Genomic DNA, 20,293 nt, shown 5'->3' on the forward strand with positions numbered 1-20,293 from the left:
CTGAAGATTATGATCAGCACAGAAAGAAATAAAATAGCAACAGTATTAAGTGATCCGGAAAAAATATGGGATGTAATTGTAATTGGGGGTGGCGCTACAGGACTGGGTACCGCACTTGATGCTGCATCCCGCGGGTATCAAACGCTATTGTTAGAGCAAGTTGATTTTGCAAAGGGCACATCCAGCCGTAGCACCAAATTAGTACATGGCGGGGTGCGTTATCTTGCCCAGGGCGATATTGGCCTGGTCAGAGAGGCGCTATACGAAAGAGGATTGCTCCTTAAAAATGCAGCCCATTTGGTTAAAAATGAATCATTTATTATACCTAATTATGAATGGTGGGGAGGTGCTTTTTACACAATAGGCCTAACATTATATGATCTGTTAGCCGGAAAATTAGGTTTTGGCAGGGCTAAACATATTTCAAAAAAACAAGTGATTAGTAAATTGGGCACTATACAGCAAAAAAGTTTATATGGAGGAGTGGTTTATCACGATGGTCAGTTTGATGATGCGCGACTTGCTGTAAATCTTGCTCAAACCTGCATAGAGCAGGGCGCTACCGTGCTCAATTATTTTAAGGTGGTTAATTTAATCAAAAATAAAGAAGACAAAATTACAGGGGTTGTTTGTACCGATATAGAAACCGGCACAAGCTATACCATAAAAGGCAAAACTGTAATTAATGCAACAGGCGTATTTGTTGATAACATTTTAAATATAGATAAACCCGGAAGAAAACCAATGGTAAGGCCAAGTCAGGGTGTTCATATTGTGCTCAACAGATCATTTATGCCGGGTGAGGACGCGCTGATGATCCCTAAAACGGATGATGGCCGGGTACTTTTTGCTGTTCCATGGCATGATAAGCTGGTTATAGGCACTACCGATACCCCCATTGATGAACACAGCCTGGAACCAGTGGCCTTACAAGAAGAAATTGACTTTATTATGCGTACAGCCGCTAAGTATTTAGTAAAAGCGCCAACCCGTAAAGATGTATTAAGTGTATTTGCCGGTTTGCGCCCTTTAGCTGCGCCAGAAAGCGGATCATCAAAAACCAAAGAAATATCACGCAGTCATAAGCTGATCGTATCAGAATCAGGATTGATAACTATAACCGGCGGTAAATGGACAACCTACCGCCGTATGGGCGAAGACACTATTGATAAAGCAATAGAGATTGGGGGATTAACCCCTTATCCAAATAAGACTAAAACATTACCTATACATGGCAATAAAGCAGATGTAGATCGCAAAGACCACTTATATGTGTACGGAAGCGATGAAGCTGCACTGCTCGCACTTGGCAATGAAAACCCCAAATGGAAAGAAAAATTGCATCCCCGCATGCCTTATATTAAAGCCGAGGTGATATGGGGTGTTAGACATGAAATGGCCCGTACAGTAGAAGATATTTTAGCCAGACGGGTAAGAGCCTTGTTTTTAGATGCACGAGCGGCAATTGATATGGCACCGGCTGTAGCTGATCTTATAGCTGGCGAACTCAACAAAGATACCACATGGAAAAAGGAGCAAGTTGATTTGTTCAGAAAGGTTGCTAAAACCTATTTGCTCGAACCATATTCACCGGCAACCTAAACCACTAAATCTGCTTTTTTTAATATATACCAAAAATAAATAATAAAGTTATGGAAGATTACATTTTAGCGTTAGACCAGGGAACAACCAGTTCCAGGGCTATTATTTTTGATCATGATGGAAAAATCAGATCTGTAGCACAAAAAGAATTTACTCAGATTTTTCCACAATCGGGATGGGTAGAACATGATCCTAATGAAATATGGTTTACTCAGGCAGGAGTAGCAGCCGAAGCAACCGTTAAGATGGGTATTAACGGCACTAACATCAAAGCAATAGGCATTACTAACCAGCGGGAAACAACCATAGTTTGGGACCGAATTACCGGTGAGCCGGTTTATAACGCCATTGTTTGGCAGGACAGGCGAACTGCAGAGTTTTGCGATCAATTAAAAAAACAGGGCAAAACAGAACTGATACGCTCAAAAACAGGGCTTGTAATTGATTCTTATTTTTCAGGAACCAAAATAAAGTGGATCCTGGATAATGTAGAAGGCGCCCGCGAAAAAGCAAATGCCGGTGAACTGGCTTTCGGTACTGTTGATAGCTGGCTTGTATGGAAATTTACCAGGGGCAAAGTGCATGTTACCGATATAACTAATGCCAGCCGAACCATGCTGTTCAATATCCGTACCCAGCAATGGGATGATGAATTGTTAGCACTGTTGGATGTTCCTAAAAACATGCTGCCCGAAGTAAAACAATCCAGCGAAATATATGGCGAAACAGCCACTACTATATTTGCCTCAAAAATACCAATTGCAGGCATGGCCGGCGATCAGCATGCCGCACTTTTTGGCCAGATGTGTATTGAAAAGGGCATGGTTAAAAATACGTACGGTACCGGTTGTTTTATGCTAATGAACATTGGCGATAAGTTTATCGAATCAAAAAACAACTTATTAACTACCATTGCATGGAAAATTAACGGGCAAATACAATATGCATTTGAAGGAAGCATATTTATAGCCGGAGCTGTTGTTCAATGGTTGCGTGATGGCCTGGGAATTATTAAAACATCAGCCGATGTGGAGCAACTGGCCCTAAGTGTGCCAGACACGCAGGGGGTGTATTTTGTACCTGCTTTTGCCGGCCTTGGCGCTCCTTACTGGAAGCCCGATGTTAGAGGTACAATTGTTGGCCTTAGCAGAGGTACTACATCAGGTCATATTGCACGGGCGGCAACAGAATCTATCGCTTACCAAACTATGGATGTATTAAAAGCAATGGAAGCTGATGCCGGTATCGAGATAAAAGAGTTAAGGGTTGATGGTGGTGCAACAGCTAATAATATGCTGATGCAGTTTCAGTCCGATTTACTTAACTGTAAGGTTATAAGGCCTACTATAGTTGAAACAACAGCATTAGGCGCGGCTTATCTGGCCGGATTGGCCGTAGGTTATTGGAAAAACGTGGAAGAGATACAGCAGCTTTGGAAATCAGAGAAAGAGTTTACTGCTAATGCAGATCCATCAATCATAAAGAAAGGTATCCATGGTTGGGAAAGAGCAATCCATACAGCTCAATGCTCTATTGATGAAGTTTCACAAGGTGAATTGGTTTAGTTATCAACTTAAAATTTAATTAAGATGTCTCCATTTATAGCGGAGTTAATTGGCACTATGCTGATGATACTTCTGGGCGATGGCGTAGTAGCCAACGTTCTTCTGAAAGATACCAAAGGAAACAACAGCGGCTGGATGGTAATTACCACCGCCTGGGGTTTAGCTGTTTTTGTAGCCGTTACTGTTGCAGGTCCATACAGCGGCGCTCATTTAAATCCTGCTGTTACCATCAGCCTTGCAGTTGCAGGTAAATTCGCATGGGCAAACGTTGTTCCTTATATTATAGCCCAGTTTATGGGTGCTTTTATTGGTGCTTTCCTGGTTTGGGTAATGTATTATGATCATTTTAAACGTACTAATGATCCGGCTTCAGTGTTAGCCATATTTTGTACCGGCCCTGCAGTACGCAATTACGTATCAAACATAGCAAGCGAAATTATTGGCGCGTTTGTGCTGATATTAGTGATCTTTTACATTACAGGTGCCGAAATAACGCCAAGTAAAACACCTATCGGGCTCGGCTCGGTTGGCGCGCTGCCGGTAGCGTTTTTGGTGTGGGTAATAGGCTTATCATTAGGCGGGACAACCGGCTATGCCATTAACCCGGCACGTGACCTGGGGCCACGAATCATACACGCCTTATTACCAATTAAAGGTAAAGGCGGCAGCGACTGGGCTTACTCATGGATCCCGATTGCAGGCCCTCTTATAGGAGCGGTAATAGCAGCGCTTTTATACGATCAACTACATGGATAAATAAACCTGTTAATTTTTTAACACCATTTTTATGAAAACCATTTATAAAGTTAGCCTAATGGCTATACTTGGGCTATGCCTTTGTCTTCATGGTATGGCACAGGATACAACAGCAAGAAAAAAAGACACTACCGTATTAAAAAAATACCAACCCTTTGATGTTAATTTACAGGTGCGCAGCCTTTATATATGGCGCGGTTTCATAGTTTCAAACAGCCCCATCAGTGATGTAGATATTCATTATACAACCCGCGACAGAAGTTTTGCCGTTGGTGTATGGGGAGGAACGGGCTTTACCGGTGATTACAAGGAATTTGATTATTATGTAAGCTATACTAAATCAGGCTTTAATTTTTCGGTCTGGGACATCAATAATTTCACCAATTATCCAAATGCCAATTTGTTTAATTATAACCCTGCCAGTACTTCGCATTTTATAGATGTAACAGCTGGTTATCAATTTGGCAACTCTTTTCCGTTAAGTATTAATTGGAGTACAATTGTACAGGGACGGGATACCTATGTAAAAAGCAATGGTGATTTGGCCAATGCCTACTCCAACTATGTAGTACTTGATTACAGGTTGTGGAAACAAGACAGCTCTGATCTGCATATTTTTGCAGGAGGTGGATTTGCGTTTGGCAGGGATCAGAATTTTTATGGGTCCAAACCTAATATTGTAAATACCGGGTTAACGCTTAATAAGGAATTAGTTCTTTTTAATTATCATATGCCCGTTGCCGCTACCGCGATGTTCAGCCCCGAACATAAGGATGGGGCGCTGCAATTGATTATCAATGTTTTTTAAATTGTGTTATATAAAAGCTGAAGGCACAATAAAATATAATTAATTGATTAACAAGCTTCAAAGAGACTGTATCATAAATCATGATCAGTCTCTTTTTTTATTATACCCCCCTTATTGCTATTGAATTGAACATTCTGACAGGCATGACTACCTCATTCCGGAAATCCCTGTTTGTACCTTTGGAATGAAGTAGTCAATGGCTTCGGAATATCCACTTAATTACCTATACCTAAATAGACTTTTCCCGCTTTCATTACAAATACCACGTTTTTGATTGCCTTAATATCCGTGAGCGGGTCGCCGTCAACTGCAATTACATCGGCAAACCTACCTTTGCTAATGCTACCCAATTCCTGTTGCTTTCCTAAAAGTATAGCTGCATTAGATGTAGCCGATTTGATGGCGTCCATCGCAGGCATTCCGGCATCAACCATATACCCGAACTCAAGGTAATTCAAGCCATGGTCAAATGCCCCCGCATCAGTTCCGAAAGCAATTTTAACACCGGCTTTATACGCTTTTGCAAAAGTCCTTTGAATCTGATCACCAAAAGCTATCGCTTTACCGGCAATAATTGGCGGATAATACCCTTTCCTTGCAGAGTCGGCAACGGCCTTGCCGGCAATAATGGTGGGTACATACCATGTACCATATTGCTTCATCAGCCTGATATCTTCATCATCCATGTAAGTGCCATGTTCAATTGAGGCTACACCGCCTAATATGGCCCTCCGTATTCCTTCGGCCCCGTGGGCGTGACAGGCCACCTTCAAGCCATAATCGTTAGCTGTTTCAACTACTGCCTTAATTTCATCAATGCTGAACTTTGCTTTTTTATTATTGTCTCCCAATTCAAAAACACCACCGGTTGAAGCGATCTTTATTACATCAGCACCTGCTTTTATTTGAAGCCTTACTGCTTTTATCAGCTCATCCCTCCCATCGGCAACCCCATCTTCGGGTCCGGGACGATGATTGAAAACATCATCCCGGAAACCGTTTGTTGGGTCGCTTGCGCCACCGCTTGATGAGATGATCTTCCCGGCGGTAAATATCCGCGGGCCATCAACCCAACCCTTTTCAACCGCATTTCGCAGGCTGATATTTACACCAGTACCGCCCAGATCACGCACGGTAGTAAAACCGGCTAAAAGTGTTTTTTTTGCAAAACTTACTGAACGATACGCAATATCCGCATCTGATAAAGTAAAGGTCTCCAGCAAGGTGTTGGTGCTCAGGATGTCTTCCAGGTGCACATGGCAATCTATAAGGCCTGGTAAAACGGTCTTCGATTTCAGATCGATTACTTTATCTGCACTGCCGGCATCGGGATAACCGCTGACTACACTTTGTATCCGGCCGCTATCCACAATAATGGTTACCTTAGTTTGAACGGTATTGGAAATACCATCAATAAGTTTACCACAGTACAGATAGGTTTTTTGAGCATGTGCAATTTGAGCACACAGCAATAAACACAGCACTATTATCTTTTTCATTTGCATATATTTTCCGGTTGAAAATGTATTAATGTGTGCTATTTTAATTTAATGGAAGATTTTCAACAGTTACATCCCAGTGGGCAATCACAATTTCCCATCGCCGCTGCTCTTCCTTTTTATAGGTTTCCTGATCGGGAAACAATTGCAATTTATATGGGTCAACAATACTGTAATCAAAGGCAAGCGCAGCCGTTTTAAAAACTACGCTTACTTTTAAATCCCAGCGGCTCTCCTCGCTGCTGTGCAATCGTGGGGTTTCTGCTTCAATACTTATTACATCGCCTTTCTCCTGTAATTTTTTTAATAAAGGGTAGTGATTCTTCTTCCACAGTGCAATAAACTCATCTGTGTAACCCCACTTTATTTTGTAATAATCTTCTATTTTAAAATACTCAGCCGGGTTTGCTTTTTGGGCCGAAGCCTGGTTGCCTGAAATCAACAGAACCATTGCTATCAGCGTTACTGTTAATGATTTGAAGTAGCGTATGTTTACTTTTTTCATGTTGTTTAATTTAAAACGTGGTTAGTTTTTGTCCCAGAATAACTTTGTCGCAATATTATCTCCTCCTATTGCTGCGGCAGCCTGGCTGTAATTAGCCTGATTAACATTTTGCTCAGTTATTGGGTAAGTAAAACGGTTAAGATAGGATGTTTGGTTTGGCGGCAATGGCAGCACCAGGCCTAACCTCCTTATCTCTGTCCAGGCCTCATAACCTCTGTTGTAAAGGGCAATATACTTCTGGGTTCCGATTTTCAGTTTATACGAACCTGTGGCTGTTGCGTAAGCAACTTTGGGATTGGCAAGGTAAGTACTAATGTCATTGGCGCTGCCTCCCCAATAATTTATGGAAGCTGTTATCGCATTAATGTAATGTTGCTCTGCGGTTCCGCCTACATTAAATCCCCTTTCTACTGCTTCCGCCAGATCAAATTCAACTTCCGAGTAATCAGCCAGCAACGATGGCAGGTTCGGCTGGGCAATAGTATTGCTGAATGTGGAGAATTTATTATAGGTATTCACCTTGCCTATAGCACCGCCCTTATACACCAGCAGATCACCTGCTTGTGGTGTAGCATTCGTATCAATGGCGGTATAATAAGCCGGTCTCCTTGGATCGTTTAAACTATTCAGCAGATCAACAAGTGTTGCCCCTGCAACATAATCTATTAAATGGCCTTGTACCTGATCAACCCACAGCGGATTGGTATTTGGTGTAGTTGTTAAATAGTTAAAGCTTACATTATCAGCATTTGATTGTAAGGCATTTGGAGCCGCAGCTTCCACAGCCAGTTGAGCTTTTGCCGGCTCTACATCAGCCAGGGTTATACCTACTTTTAACTTTACGGTATTGCCAAACTTTTTCCATGAACTGATCTCGTTAGTACCATTGAACAACAGATCGGCGGTATTGAATCCAGGCGCGCTGGTATTAAGCTTTGAAAGTGCATCATCCAGGCGGCTTAATAAACTATCATAAATCTGGCTTGCATCATCATATTTAGGTGTAGTATTGGTATAATCAACCGCTTGGGTATAAGGAATATTGCCAAAAGTGTTGACCAATACCGCATAAGCATATACCTCAAGGATATTGATCTGTGCCAGCTGGTTACTTTTTTGTGCCGCTGACAAAGTTACGTCAGCTTCCGTAAGCTTGTTTGCCTCGTATAAATTACGCAATACATTTACATAAATAGCATTCCAGAAACCATCAGGAACATTACGCAATTTCAAGTCATAATCGCTTTCGGATATTGCAGTGGTCTCGGTCCATTGCTGGGCAGTCAGCCTGAATATATTAACATTATAAGCGCTGGTTGCCAATACATCCGACAGTTGTTTTTCTGCATAGGAAAACAAGGTGGATGCCGGTACAGCAGTCGCGCTTTTGGTATCATTATTCAGGGATTCATCTTTTTTAACACAGCCGCTTAATGCCATGGCGGTCAGCAGCGTTAATATTATCTTTTTCATCTGTTTAGAAAGTAAATTTTAAGTTAAAACCATATCTGCGCACGTTGGGGTATGAGCCAAGCTGAACTCCCTGGTAGGCGCTGCCTGCACCAAGGCCATCTTCCGGATCAGCATAAGGAATGTTCTTATGGATTATCCAAAGGTTACGGCCATTAAGAGAAACGTCGATTGCTTTTACAGCTCCGATTTTCTGTACAAATGATGCAGGTACACTATAGGTAAGTGCAGCTTCTCTTAGCTTAATGTAGGAAGCATCATATACAAAGGCTTTGTTCGGGGCTGTTTGATAGCCATAAGCCGACTGATTTTGAGAAGCGTCAATCCGGGTGGTGTTCGGCGCTCCGTTTGCATAAACACCAGGCAGAATAACACCCCCGCCTTGTGATAAAGGATTTCTTTTAGGATTGCCCAAATCATTTAAGCCTGCTGTTTCGGGGTATAATCCTGTCCATAAACCAAATACCATATCTACATCATAGATATTTCCACCATGGCTAAAGTCAACTAAAAAGCTTAAAGTGAAATTCTTATAACGGAAAGCATTATAGACACCGCCGGTCCAATCCGGGTTGGAGTTTCCTAAATTATTATTAGAGTTAGATGTAAACAAGTAATGGCCGCTCGCATCAACCTCTTTTTGCCCGTTTTTGTAAATAAAATCAGTTCCCCTTAAAGTTCCGTACGGTTCGCCCACAGTGGCATTTGTTGTTACGCCACCTTTATAAGCTGCCAACTGGTAATTACTTACCCCGTTGTAAAGCGATAAAACCTTATTGGTGTTTTTAGCGAAATTCACATTGATGTTCCATGAAAAATCATTGTTTTTTATCGGCGTGCCATTTACGGTAACCTCTACACCCTTATTTTGAACATTTCCGGAGTTTACATATAAACCATCATACCCTGTTGCTGTAGATACTGATACTGGCAGGATCTGATTAATAGTATTATTTTTATAATAAGTAAAGTCGAACCCGATACGGTTTTTAAGGAATGATGCTTCCAAACCGGTTTCAAAACTCTTTGTCCGCTCTGGTTTCAGGTCGGCGTTATTGCGCACCGTTGACACATAGTAAAGCGGTTCGGATCCAAAGTTGGCAGCCTTATCATAAACCTCGCTAATACTGTGCGATGGTGCATCATTACCAACTTCAGCATAATTCAGTTTTACCTTACCGTTGGAAAGCCATGTATAATCTTTAAGCAAGCCGGAGAAAACAAAACTACCGGCAACAGAAGGGTAATAATAAGTATTGTTTTTATCGGGCAGCGTTGTAGATTGGTCGCGCCTTAAAGTTCCGTCAAGAAAAAGCAGGTCTTTATAACCGAAAGTAACACCGCTAAAAATGCCGGTTACTACTTTCTGATCAACTTCCTCTATAGGGTAATCTATAGGATTTACCGAATTGCTTAGAGCAAATAATCCGGGAATTACCAGCCCGCCATTCGTGGAGGCGCTGATAGAGTTAATATTTTGCCGCCTGGCGTTTAAACCTAAAACTCCTTTAAAGCTGATATCATTTGTGATGGCCTTATTGAAATTCAACAATAAATCGTAATTATTTTCTTTATAAGTGCGGTTTAAACGATAATATGATGATGGCGTAACCACGCTGCCAACGTTTATACGCTGTTCCTGAAACTCATTATAATAGTCTTCAGAAGCACGTCCCAAAATATCCAACCAGTTGAACAGTTTGTAATCAAGACTTACGTTACCAAAATAACGATCTCTTTCATCTGTTTCATAATTCTGGTATTGAACAAAATAAGGATTGTCCCAATAAGCAGAGCTGAGGTCTGTAGGGCTTTTAACATTCCAGTTATCATTGCTTTGCGTCCTGAAATAAGCGTCTTTCAGGTCCTGAACATCTACGTTCACCTGCCAGAACTCCCGGAAATTTTGCAGGATATTTATGGGTTCGCCGTTTTGTCCGCCAAAACCAGTTCCTCCTCTGCCCTTTCCTGCGGTTTGCGTATAATTAACACTCGCCTGTGCGGTTAATTTATCCGTAAGTCTGTAAGAACCTCCGAAATTAAACAAGTTTTTACCTATGCTGCTGTTCGGCAATATGCCATAATCGTCTGACCGGGTATAGCCTAGCTTATAGTTACCCTTGTCGGTACCGCCGTCAATAAATAAGCTATTATTGAATGTATAGGGATGAGTGAAAAAAGTGGAGGGATCGTTTTTAGCTGCCACCCATGGTGTTTGTTTATGATAATAGGGTGATGTAGGATCAAGGGACCGCCAGTCATATACCAGCAAATTCGGATCAAACTTTTGACCGTAAGAAGCATCATCGTAGGTAGGCACCACCAGTTGTTTAGTGCCATTGCCCAATATATCGGTGTAATCAAAATGACTGCCGGGTGTGTTCGGGTCATAGTAAGGCCCATAACCTGCGCCATACTCCTTTTGGTATTGAGCAAATGTGCTCTTATCAACCGACCCAAATTGAACGCCTGTATTTAAAACTACATTAAGGCTTTTACTACCTTTCTTTGTGGTAATAATAATGGCGCCATTTGCCGCTCTTGATCCATAAAGCGCAGTAGAAGCAGCTCCCTTCAGCACAGTAACGCTGGCAATATCATCCGGGTTGATATCAGCCCCAGGACTGCCATAGTCATAACCGCCCTTGCCATTGCGTTGGTTTTGGGTTACATTACTAATGCCGCCCAGTTCAAGTTCGCTCGAGTTGTCAATAGGTACGCCGTCAACCACAAATAATGGCTGGTTACTGCCTGATAGTGATTTAGGCCCTCGTAGCACAATATTTGTTGAGCCACCAATATCATTAGCCTGCCTGATTTGAGCGCCAGCTATCTTTCCGGATAATTCACCAAGTAAATTGGTATTGCGGTTACTGTTAACTTCTGCCCCGGTTAGTGTTTGCGCAGAGTAAGGCAGCTCACTTTTGTTTCTGGAGAGGCCCAATGCTACAACCACCACTTCATCCAATTTATTGGCATTATGGGTTAGCGTTACATTTATGGTTGGCTGGTTAACGCTAATTTCTTGGTTATTATAACCTACGAAAGAAAAAACAAGCGTTTCGCCATTGACTGCTTTTATCGCATAATCTCCCTTACCATCTGTTATAGTCCCTTTTGATGTGTTTTTAATCTTGACGCTTACACCAGGCAAACCGCCTTGCTGGTCGCTAACATTGCCGTGAACAACTTGCTGCTGCGCAAAAGTTACCAGCGGGCATAAAAAAATAAATAGCAATAGCCATTTAATACGTATTGGTTTCATCATGAAATACTTTTGAGTTTTGAAAATTTTGACAAAAAAGTTCTTTAACTGATTCCGGGAATCAATTTGAACTGGAAAAGAAAAAATGAAAAGAGTTGTGATGAAGAATTCAGCTTATGATTCCATCAACAATTAAGGAATTTTAACAACAATAGCGGGCGCTACACCAAGTGTTAATTTGGAATTGGCAAAAACTAGGTTGAATTCGGTAATGAAAAGACGGATTTGACCCTTTGAATAGGAAAAGTAGAGTTGTATTCATTGCATTATTATTTTATATCAAAAATGTTACGCGAAGATAATATTTATTCTATTAAATCTATAGATTTAATAGAATAAATATTGAACAGAGGTATAAGTGCTTTGATCTTTAGTCGTTACAGATATGGTAATTGTAATATCAGCTTAGCATCCTGTAGTCATTGGGCGTTTGTCCTATCTTTTATTTAAACAGTCTTTATATGGAGTAAAGTTAACATTGGTTTTCTAAATGAAAGTTTACAGAAAATCTTCAAAAAGCTTTAACTTAAACATAGTACAAAAAAGATCCTTTTTTAACTTCTCCGCACTGAAATCATAAAATATGAAAAACAAAAACGATTTCTCCAGGCGGTAAACTGTATTATATTCGTATTTAAACATGATACATTAAAAATTCTATTAATATTGCGCGGGCTTGGCGAGCAACAAAGAAAATGGAGTTTGATGGGTAGATTTGTTCAGGCGAAAGAGGGTCTGATAATGTGTAAATTGAACAATTCCATAGCTTTGCCAATCCAAAGCAAGCCACCTACTTTAATTCATTGGTTAATTAGTACTTGTAAATGGACTTAAAAGGCCTTCAAAAGTATTTTACTGGATTTAACTAACCCTCCTGAGCCTACCTCAACCTTCCTCAATCTTCTTGATTACGGTTTCAGATCCTGTTTTTCCGCACTCAGCAAGCGTTATAAAAAAACGCTACTTTTATTCCATATAAAATATGTCATATTAGAAATTTAGTATGAAGAATTATTTGAAAATTATTAAAATAGATGAGTTTTCAATAACACCTAAGTACCTGCAGATTTACAATTCTGTCCTTAGAGGGATTGACGATCAGCTTATCGAAAAAGGTGATATTTTCCCATCGATCTTTGATTTGAGCGTAGCCCTTGAAGTGTCGCGGAATACAATCGAAAGAGCTTATAACGAATTAAAAAAAATTGGGTTACTCAGTTCCATTAACGGCAAAGGATATTTTATCTCCAATATTCTATTTCAAAAACCGGTAAAAATATTATTACTATTTAATAAGTTAAGCAGTCATAAAAAAATCATTTACGACTCCTTTGCGGAAACTCTGGGATCAAACGCCGCAATTGATTTTTATATTTATAATAATGACTTTAATTTCTTCAAGAAGATTTTGCTTGAAAAAGTCGATCAATATTCTAAACTGGTGATCATTCCGCACTTTAAAGAGAGCGAAGCGGACGCACTGAAAATTATCAATGAACTGCCAAAAGATAAGTTAATATTGATGGATAAATTAATTCCGGGCATGTGTGGAAGCTTTGGGGCCGTTTTTGAAAACTTCGAACTGGATATCTATTCAGCTTTGAGTCAGTTATCAGGAAAACTATCAAAATACAAAACAATTAAAATAATTTTTCCCGAGAATAGCTATTATTCAAAGCAAATTCTGACAGGCTTTGAAAACTTCTGCGTGGACTATGCGTTCAATCATGAAACCATTAGCGGCCTGGCGGAAGAACAACTGCAACCGGGTACCGTGTACATTAATTTAATGGAAGATGACTTGGTGGACCTTATTGAAAAATCCATCGCAGCAAACTTAATAGTAGGAAATGATATCGGTGTCATCTCTTATAATGAGACCCCTTTAAAGAAAATAATTCTGAAGGGCATTACTACTATTTCTACCGACTTTAAAATGATGGGAGAAAAAACGGCCCGTATGGTACTGGATAACTCGAAAGACCATTTGGCTATTCCTTTTCACGTAACATTTAGAAACTCAATATAACCCCAATATAAACCACACTATTACAGTGCCCGTGAAGGATAAGGAAGGTTAAGTAGTTTTTGTCATTTATTATTGCGTTTATAAACCAATTTATAAATTTCTAATATGCAGGTGCTATTTGGCGTAATATTCCATTTTATAGGAGGTTTTGCTTCCGGTAGCTTTTATATACCTTATAAAAAAGTGAAGCACTGGGCATGGGAAAGTTACTGGATAGTGGGCGGTATTTTCTCCTGGCTACTTGTTCCGCCATTGGCGGCTTGGTTAACTATTCCGAATTTCACCGAAATTATACGCGACACTAATGGTAGCATCCTGCTCCTCACCTACTTTTTCGGCCTGCTTTGGGGAATTGGCGGGTTAACCTATGGCCTGGGCGTTCGTTATTTAGGGGTGTCATTAGGCAGCACCATTATATTAGGCCTATGTGCCGTGTTCGGTTCGCTTATCCCCTCTGTTTATTATGGTTTCTTTCCTCAAGCGGGGAAAGACAGCATAGTAACATTGGCAACTACCCATTGGGGCCAATGGGTATTATCGGGTATCGGGCTTACCGTAGTCGGCATCATCATCTGCGGCTGGGCAGGCACTATGAAAGAAAAAGAACTGGCTGCAGGCAGGGCCAATGTAGCTGACAATAAAGATTACCGCTTCGGGCTGGGCATTGTAGTGGCGATTGTCTCCGGCGTACTTAGCGCCTGCTTTAATTTCGGAATAGAGGCCGGTAAAACAATGGCTGATTCTGCCAATACTATATGGATAGCCAATCATCACGGGCAGGGAAATTTCCTTTTTCAAAACAATGTGGTTTATATTGTAATTTTATGGGGTGGCTTAACGACCAACTTTATTTGGTGTATGGTATTAAATGCCCGCAATAAAAGTTTTGGGAATTATACCGATAAAAAAACGCCCCTGTTAAAAAACTACATCTTTTGCGCATTGGCAGGCACCACCTGGTTTCTGCAATTCTTTTTTTATGGTATGGGCGAAAGTAAAATGGGCAATGGTGCCAGTTCATGGATATTGCACATGGCTTTTATAATACTCATTGCAAACGCTTGGGGCCTGGTTCTAAAAGAATGGAAAGGCGTAAGCAAAAGGGCTCTTGCAATAATAATTACCGGTATAACAGTGATGATTTTATCGGTTTTAATAGTAGGCAAAGGAAATGCTGTCAAAGACGAAGAGATCAAATTAATCCATACAAATAATATCAAATAAATAATAATTCAATATTAAGCATATGTCTGCCAGTACAACACAATTTAAACATGTAAGTTATTTATGGGATGACGCCAAAGCAGCCGAACTAGCAGGCGACGAGGTAGCATTACTGATATATAGATCAAACCTTTTGGGCGCCGATTTGCACCTAACCAACTATGGTGGCGGCAATACATCATGTAAGGTAATGGACAAAGATCCCTTAACTGGAAACAAAGTTGAAGTAATGTGGATCAAAGGTTCGGGCGGTGATATCGGCACATTGAAAAAAAGTGGTCTCGCCGCTTTATATGTCGACCGTCTGCGCAGCCTGAAGAATGTTTATCGCGGTATTGAGTTTGAAGATGAAATGGTTGAACTATTTAACCACAGCATTTTTGACCTTAACTCAAAAGCCCCGTCAATTGATACGCCCTTACATGGCTTTTTACCCTTCAAACACATTGATCATTTACACCCCGATGCGGCCATTGCTATAGCGGCGGCAAAAGACGGTAAAAAAATAACCAATGAGCTTTTCGGAGGAGCAATAGGTTGGGTAGACTGGCAACGCCCCGGCTTCGACTTAGGCTTGCAGCTTAAAGCCTGTTTAGATGCCAGCCCAGACATCCGGGGTATCATGCTGGGCTCACACGGATTGTTTACCTGGGGGGATACCGCATATGAAAGCTATATCAATACCCTTGAAGTAATTGAAAAATGCGCTGAGTATTTAGAAGAAAACTACAAGAAAAAAGGTGCTGCTTTTGGTGGTAAAAAGATTGATAGTTTGCCCGAAGCTGAACGCAAAAAGCAAGCAGTAGCATTAGCGCCAATATTACGGGGATTTTGTTCATCAAAAACACAGATGATCGGCCACTTTACAGATGATGCAAGGGTGCTGGAATATATTAATGCTAACGATCTGGAGCGTTTAGCTCCAATGGGCACCAGCTGCCCCGACCATTTTCTGCGTACCAAAATCAGCCCACTGGTATTGGAATTAAAAGCCGGCGATGACCTGTCAGATGTCGTTGCTGTCAAAGATAAACTTACCCCTGCATTTGAAGCCTATCGCAAAATGTATGAGGATTACTATAATACTTGCAAACACCTGAACAGCCCTGCTATTCGCGATGCTAACCCGGTAGTAATACTTTACCCGGGTGTAGGCATGTTTACTTTTGCCAAGGATAAACAAACCGCCCGCGTGGCAGCTGAATTCTATATCAACGCTGTAAACGTCATGAAAGGGGCTGAGGCAATCTCAGCATATACTTCATTGCCACGCCAGGAAGCCTTTGATATTGAATACTGGTTACTGGAAGAGGCCAAACTGCAACGCATGCCTAAACCAAAAGCCTTATCAGGACGGGTTGCCTTTATAACCGGAAGTGCAGGCGGCATCGGTAAAGCGATTGCCAAAAGGTTTGTAGAAGAAGGCGCAGTTGTTATATTGAATGACATGAACGCCGAACGCTTAGAAGGTGCCGGCGAAGAATTCAAAAAAGCATACGGTAAAGATGCATATACCACCGTAACTTTGGATGTAACTAGCGCGGAACAGATTAATGAAGCAATAGCAACCGCTATTTTAGCTTTTGGTGGAGTAGATTTGATAGTGAATAATGCCGGCTTATCGATCTCTAAAACAATAGCCGACCACACCGAAAAAGATTGGGATTTATTATATGATGTATTGGTAAAAGGCCAGTTTTTGGTTACTCAGGCAGCTGTGGCAGTGATGAAGAAACAAGCCATTGGTGGCGACATCATCAACATAGTAAGTAAAAACGCCTTAGTTAGCGGGCCAAACAACGCCGGTTACGGCAGTGCGAAAGCGGCACAACTGCACCTCAGCAGATTGAATGCCGCAGAACTTGGTCCTAATCATATCCGGGTAAATGTCATCAACCCTGACGCTGTGATAAGCGACAGTAACATTTGGGCAGGCGGTTGGGCCGAAGGCCGGGCTAAAGCTTATGGTATAACTGTTGCAGAACTACCTACCTACTACGCTAAAAGGACATTACTGAATGAGATTATTTTACCTGTTGATATCGCTAATGCCTGTTTTGCTTTAACCGGAGGCTTATTAAACAAATCAACAGGGAATGTAATCAATGTTGACGGCGGCGTATCGGCAGGATTTGTAAGGTAGTTAATATTCCATAATCAGTAGCTAAAGAGATGCAATTAGAGAAATATACTATTGACGAGTTAAATCATCAGCAAGCTAAAAAGCACCAGTGGCGGTTTAATGGTGTAGCCGCAGATATCAGCAATATTGATGATGTGCTTAAAAAATTAGGTGTATTCAATATCGCTATACCGAGTTGGGCCCTGGGTACAGGTGGTACCCGTTTCGGCCGTTTTTCCGGCGGTGGCGAACCGCGGAGCCTAGAGGAAAAAATTGAAGACGTAGGTCTTATTCATGCTTTGAATAAATCCAGCAATGCCATATCCCTGCATATCCCCTGGGATATTCCTAAAAATGCAGTAGCCATTAAAGCATTGGCTGCTCAACATGGGTTACACTTCGACGCGGTAAACTCCAATACCTTTCAGGATCAAAAGGATCAAAAACTGAGCTACAAATTTGGCTCACTGCACCATATTGATAAAGCCGTCCGCAAACAAGCCATAGAGCACAATATTGAAGTAATAAAATACGGAAGGCAACTGGAATCCAAAGCGATATCGGTTTGGCTTTCTGACGGATCGAATTTTCCCGGTCAGCTTAATTTCCGCAAGGCATTTCAGAACACTTTGGAAAGCTTAGAGGAGATTTACGCGGCTTTGCCAGATGATTGGAAAATTTGGGTAGAGTATAAACCCTACGAACCTAATTTTTATTCAACTACCATTGGCGATTGGGGTCAGTCTTACCTATTAGCTAATAAATTAGGCGCCAAGGCAAGCACCCTGGTTGACTTGGGTCACCACCTGCAAGGCACCAATATTGAGCAGATAGTTTCACTGTTACTCATGGAAGGCAAACTTGCCGGTTTCCACTTTAATGATTCCAAATATGGGGATGACGATTTAACGGTTGGGAGTATCAACCCCTACCAATTGTTCTTGATATTTAATGAATTGGTGGAGGGAATGGATGCAAAAGGTATGGATCATGCTACGTCAATTGGCTGGATGATAGATGCTTCACACAATGTAAAAGATCCGATTGAAGATCTATTACAATCTGTTCAGGCTATCAAAATAGCTTATGCACAAGCCTTATTAGTTGATAAAACCGCATTAGTAACAGCTCAAAATAACAACGACGTAACATTAGCTCAGGAGATCTTGCAGCAGGCATATCGCACTGATGTTCGTCCATTAGTGGCAGAGGCATCATTGCGTAATGGGGGTACTTTGGATCCTATCGGCGCCTTTCGTAAGTTGAACATCAGAGGAAACTTGATAAAAGAACGCGGACTAAAAACGGTAGCCACAGGGCTATAATTAAAAAATGAGTGCAATACCTGTAATAGCTATATTTGATGTGGGTAAAACCAACAAAAAGCTTTTCCTTTTTGATGAGCACTATCATATTGTTTATGAAAAATCGGCACGCTTTGTTGAAATCGTTGATGATGAAGGTTATCCTTGTGAAAATATTGACAGCCTGACGCGATTTGTCTTTGATTCTTTGATAGAAGTAAACAAAATGAATGAATTTACGTTGGTTGCTGTAAATTTCTCCACATACGGGGCAAGCCTCGTGCACATTGATGAAAACGGAAAGGTTATCGCACCATTATATAATTATCTTCAGAAATATCCTGAAAGCATAAAAAATCAGTTCTACGAGGCTTATGGTGGTGAAGAGAAGATGGCAAAGGAAACGTCATCCCCTGTATTGGGTAACTTAAATTCAGGCATGCAGCTTTACCAGATCAAGTATCGGAAACCCTACCTCTTTAACAAAATAAAGTACAGTCTGCATTTGCCGCAGTACCTCAGCTATTTGTTAACAAAACAGCCCGTTACGGATATTACCAGCATCGGCTGCCACACAGGTCTTTGGGATTTTGAGCGAAACGACTATCATGAATGGGTTTATCGGGAACATATTTTTGAAAAGTTCGCACCGCTCACCCCCTCAGATACCGTCCTCCAAAATGCCGAAGGGCCATCAAGCTTTTTAGTAGGTACTGGTTTGCATGACAGTTCTGCAGCGCTCATTCCCTACCTGGTTAATTTTACGGAGCCTTTCGTTTTAATAAGCACTGGAACATGGTGCATTAGCCTGAATCCGTTTAACAACACACCGCTTACCGCCATTGAATTGAAAAACGATTGCCTCTGTTACATCCAATATAAAGGCGCTCCGGTAAAGGCTTCTCGCTTATTTGCGGGAAATGAGCATGAGTTTCAGATGAAAAGAATTGCTACCCATTTTAACGTCGATACTTTTATATTTGAAGATATTGCGTACGATGCTGATATCATTAAAAGACTCAAAAGTGATATCGACATACAATCGCAGCCGGTTTCAGGACAGCAGCCAAGATTTACCGGAAGAGATTTATTTACATTTATGAATTATACTGAGGCTTACCACCAGCTCATGCTGGATATTGTTGAACAGCAACACCATTCTACAGCACTCGTATTGAATGGGCTGAAAATTCGCAAGCTATTCGTAGATGGTGGGTTCAGCAAAAATCCCATCTTCATGAATTTACTCGCAAAAGCATTCCCAGACATGGAAGTATTTGCTGCATCAATGGCGCAGGCAACTGCCCTGGGTACGGCAATAGCCATTCATGATAGCTGGAACAAAAAGCTGCTGCCAGCCGATATCGTCAAATTAAAATATTATTCAGCTCCTCACTCTATTCCGCTATGAAAGTAGGTTTATTTGTTCCTTGTTATGTAGATCAGTTTTATCCCGGCGCAGCTATAGCTACGTTGAAGCTGCTGGAGAAGTTGGGTGTTGAAGTGGTTTATCCGCCAAAGCAAACGTGCTGCGGTCAGCCAATGGCTAATTCTGGTTTTGAGCACCTTACAATTGGCTGTAATGAATTATTTATAAAGAATTTTGAAGAATTTGAGTACATAGTAGCTCCATCAGGGAGTTGCGTATTGCATATACGCGATCATTTGCATGATGATAAACAGCCTGAAGCAGCTAAAAGCATCAGTAACAAGATATATGAGCTTACTGCTTTTTTAACTGATGTACTCAAAGTAAAAAAACTTTCTGCTAAATTTCCGCACCGCGTAGGTATTCACCAAAGCTGTCATGGACAACGGGGCTTACACATCAGTTCAATGACAGAACTGGTTGCACCGGAATTTTCAAAACCGCTAAGTCTCTTGCAAATGGTAGACGGTATTGACCTGTTACAGCTTAGCCGTAAAGATGAATGCTGCGGCTTTGGCGGAACATTTTGTGTAACAGAAGAAGCCGTGTCGGTAAAAATGGGTAAAGACAGGGTTGCCGATCATCTGGAGCACGGCGCCGAGTATATTACCGGAGTCGACATGTCTTGTCTGATGCATATGGAGGGTATATTAAAAAGACAGGGAAGCAAAGTAAAAGTGATACATATAGCAGAGATTTTAAACGCGGGATAAGA

At 41.2% G+C, this 20,293-nt stretch carries 14 protein-coding genes; 10 read left to right on the top strand and 4 right to left on the bottom strand.

The features are described from left to right. The first annotated feature begins 9 nt into the window (after window positions 1-9). Genes JN11_RS21665 through JN11_RS21680 form a run of 4 tightly spaced genes read left to right on the top strand, consistent with a single transcriptional unit; the run spans window position 10 to window position 4,731 of the window. Window positions 10-1,602: a glycerol-3-phosphate dehydrogenase/oxidase gene (locus JN11_RS21665; protein ID WP_144916083.1), complete on the top strand. Its 1,593-nt coding sequence runs from the start codon at window positions 10-12 to the stop codon at window positions 1,600-1,602. Between the two features lie 50 nt (window positions 1,603-1,652). Continuing rightward, window positions 1,653-3,167: a glycerol kinase GlpK gene (gene glpK, locus JN11_RS21670; RefSeq protein ID WP_144916085.1), complete on the top strand. Its 1,515-nt coding sequence runs from the start codon at window positions 1,653-1,655 to the stop codon at window positions 3,165-3,167. Window positions 3,168-3,191: 24 nt separating this feature from the next. After that, a complete protein-coding gene (locus JN11_RS21675; protein WP_144916086.1) occupies window positions 3,192-3,923 on the top strand; it encodes an MIP/aquaporin family protein in 732 nt (243 codons plus the stop codon). Window positions 3,924-3,954: 31 nt separating this feature from the next. Beyond that, window positions 3,955-4,731, top strand: coding sequence for a hypothetical protein (locus JN11_RS21680; RefSeq protein WP_144916088.1), 777 nt, complete (start codon window positions 3,955-3,957; stop codon window positions 4,729-4,731). A 215-nt stretch (window positions 4,732-4,946) separates the two neighbouring features. Here JN11_RS21680 and JN11_RS21685 read toward each other — a convergent pair whose 3' ends face one another. From JN11_RS21685 to JN11_RS21700, 4 genes are read right to left on the bottom strand one after another with little or no spacing between them, the layout of a single operon-like run. Continuing rightward, window positions 4,947-6,230 (bottom strand): metal-dependent hydrolase family protein, encoded by a 1,284-nt coding sequence (locus JN11_RS21685; RefSeq protein WP_144916089.1) that lies wholly within the window; start codon window positions 6,228-6,230, stop codon window positions 4,947-4,949. A 43-nt stretch (window positions 6,231-6,273) separates the two neighbouring features. Continuing rightward, on the bottom strand, window positions 6,274-6,735 hold the full coding sequence (locus JN11_RS21690; RefSeq protein WP_211360878.1) for a hypothetical protein: 462 nt from the start codon (window positions 6,733-6,735) through the stop codon (window positions 6,274-6,276). 21 nt (window positions 6,736-6,756) lie between these two features. Continuing rightward, a complete protein-coding gene (locus JN11_RS21695) occupies window positions 6,757-8,208 on the bottom strand; it encodes a SusD/RagB family nutrient-binding outer membrane lipoprotein (protein ID WP_144916091.1) in 1,452 nt (483 codons plus the stop codon). Window positions 8,209-8,212: 4 nt separating this feature from the next. Further along, window positions 8,213-11,473: a SusC/RagA family TonB-linked outer membrane protein gene (locus tag JN11_RS21700; protein WP_246139070.1), complete on the bottom strand. Its 3,261-nt coding sequence runs from the start codon at window positions 11,471-11,473 to the stop codon at window positions 8,213-8,215. Window positions 11,474-12,473: 1,000 nt separating this feature from the next. On the opposite strand from JN11_RS21700, the gene JN11_RS21705 reads away from it, so the two are divergent. From JN11_RS21705 to JN11_RS21730, 6 genes are all read left to right on the top strand, one after another. Continuing rightward, the gene (locus JN11_RS21705) at window positions 12,474-13,499 is read left to right on the top strand and encodes a winged helix-turn-helix domain-containing protein (RefSeq protein WP_144916092.1); all 1,026 of its coding nucleotides are present in this window, start codon (window positions 12,474-12,476) and stop codon (window positions 13,497-13,499) included. 105 nt (window positions 13,500-13,604) lie between these two features. Beyond that, the gene (gene rhaT / locus JN11_RS21710) at window positions 13,605-14,723 is read left to right on the top strand and encodes an L-rhamnose/proton symporter RhaT (protein WP_144916094.1); all 1,119 of its coding nucleotides are present in this window, start codon (window positions 13,605-13,607) and stop codon (window positions 14,721-14,723) included. A gap of 22 nt (window positions 14,724-14,745) precedes the next feature. Next, a complete protein-coding gene (locus tag JN11_RS21715; RefSeq protein ID WP_144916095.1) occupies window positions 14,746-16,866 on the top strand; it encodes a bifunctional aldolase/short-chain dehydrogenase in 2,121 nt (706 codons plus the stop codon). Window positions 16,867-16,895: 29 nt separating this feature from the next. After that, window positions 16,896-18,170 (top strand): TIM barrel protein, encoded by a 1,275-nt coding sequence (locus JN11_RS21720; RefSeq protein ID WP_144916097.1) that lies wholly within the window; start codon window positions 16,896-16,898, stop codon window positions 18,168-18,170. 7 nt (window positions 18,171-18,177) lie between these two features. Beyond that, window positions 18,178-19,560 carry an FGGY-family carbohydrate kinase gene (locus JN11_RS21725; protein ID WP_144916099.1) on the top strand — a complete coding sequence of 461 codons (1,383 nt, stop codon included), beginning with the start codon at window positions 18,178-18,180 and terminating at the stop codon, window positions 19,558-19,560. Next, window positions 19,557-20,291 (top strand): (Fe-S)-binding protein, encoded by a 735-nt coding sequence (locus tag JN11_RS21730; protein ID WP_144916101.1) that lies wholly within the window; start codon window positions 19,557-19,559, stop codon window positions 20,289-20,291. The genes JN11_RS21725 and JN11_RS21730 overlap by 4 nt, the downstream gene beginning before the upstream one ends. The last annotated feature ends 2 nt before the right edge of the window (window positions 20,292-20,293 follow it).

This window comes from Mucilaginibacter frigoritolerans, from assembly GCF_007830615.1.
GTDB classification, from domain to species: Bacteria; Bacteroidota; Bacteroidia; order Sphingobacteriales; family Sphingobacteriaceae; genus Mucilaginibacter; species Mucilaginibacter frigoritolerans.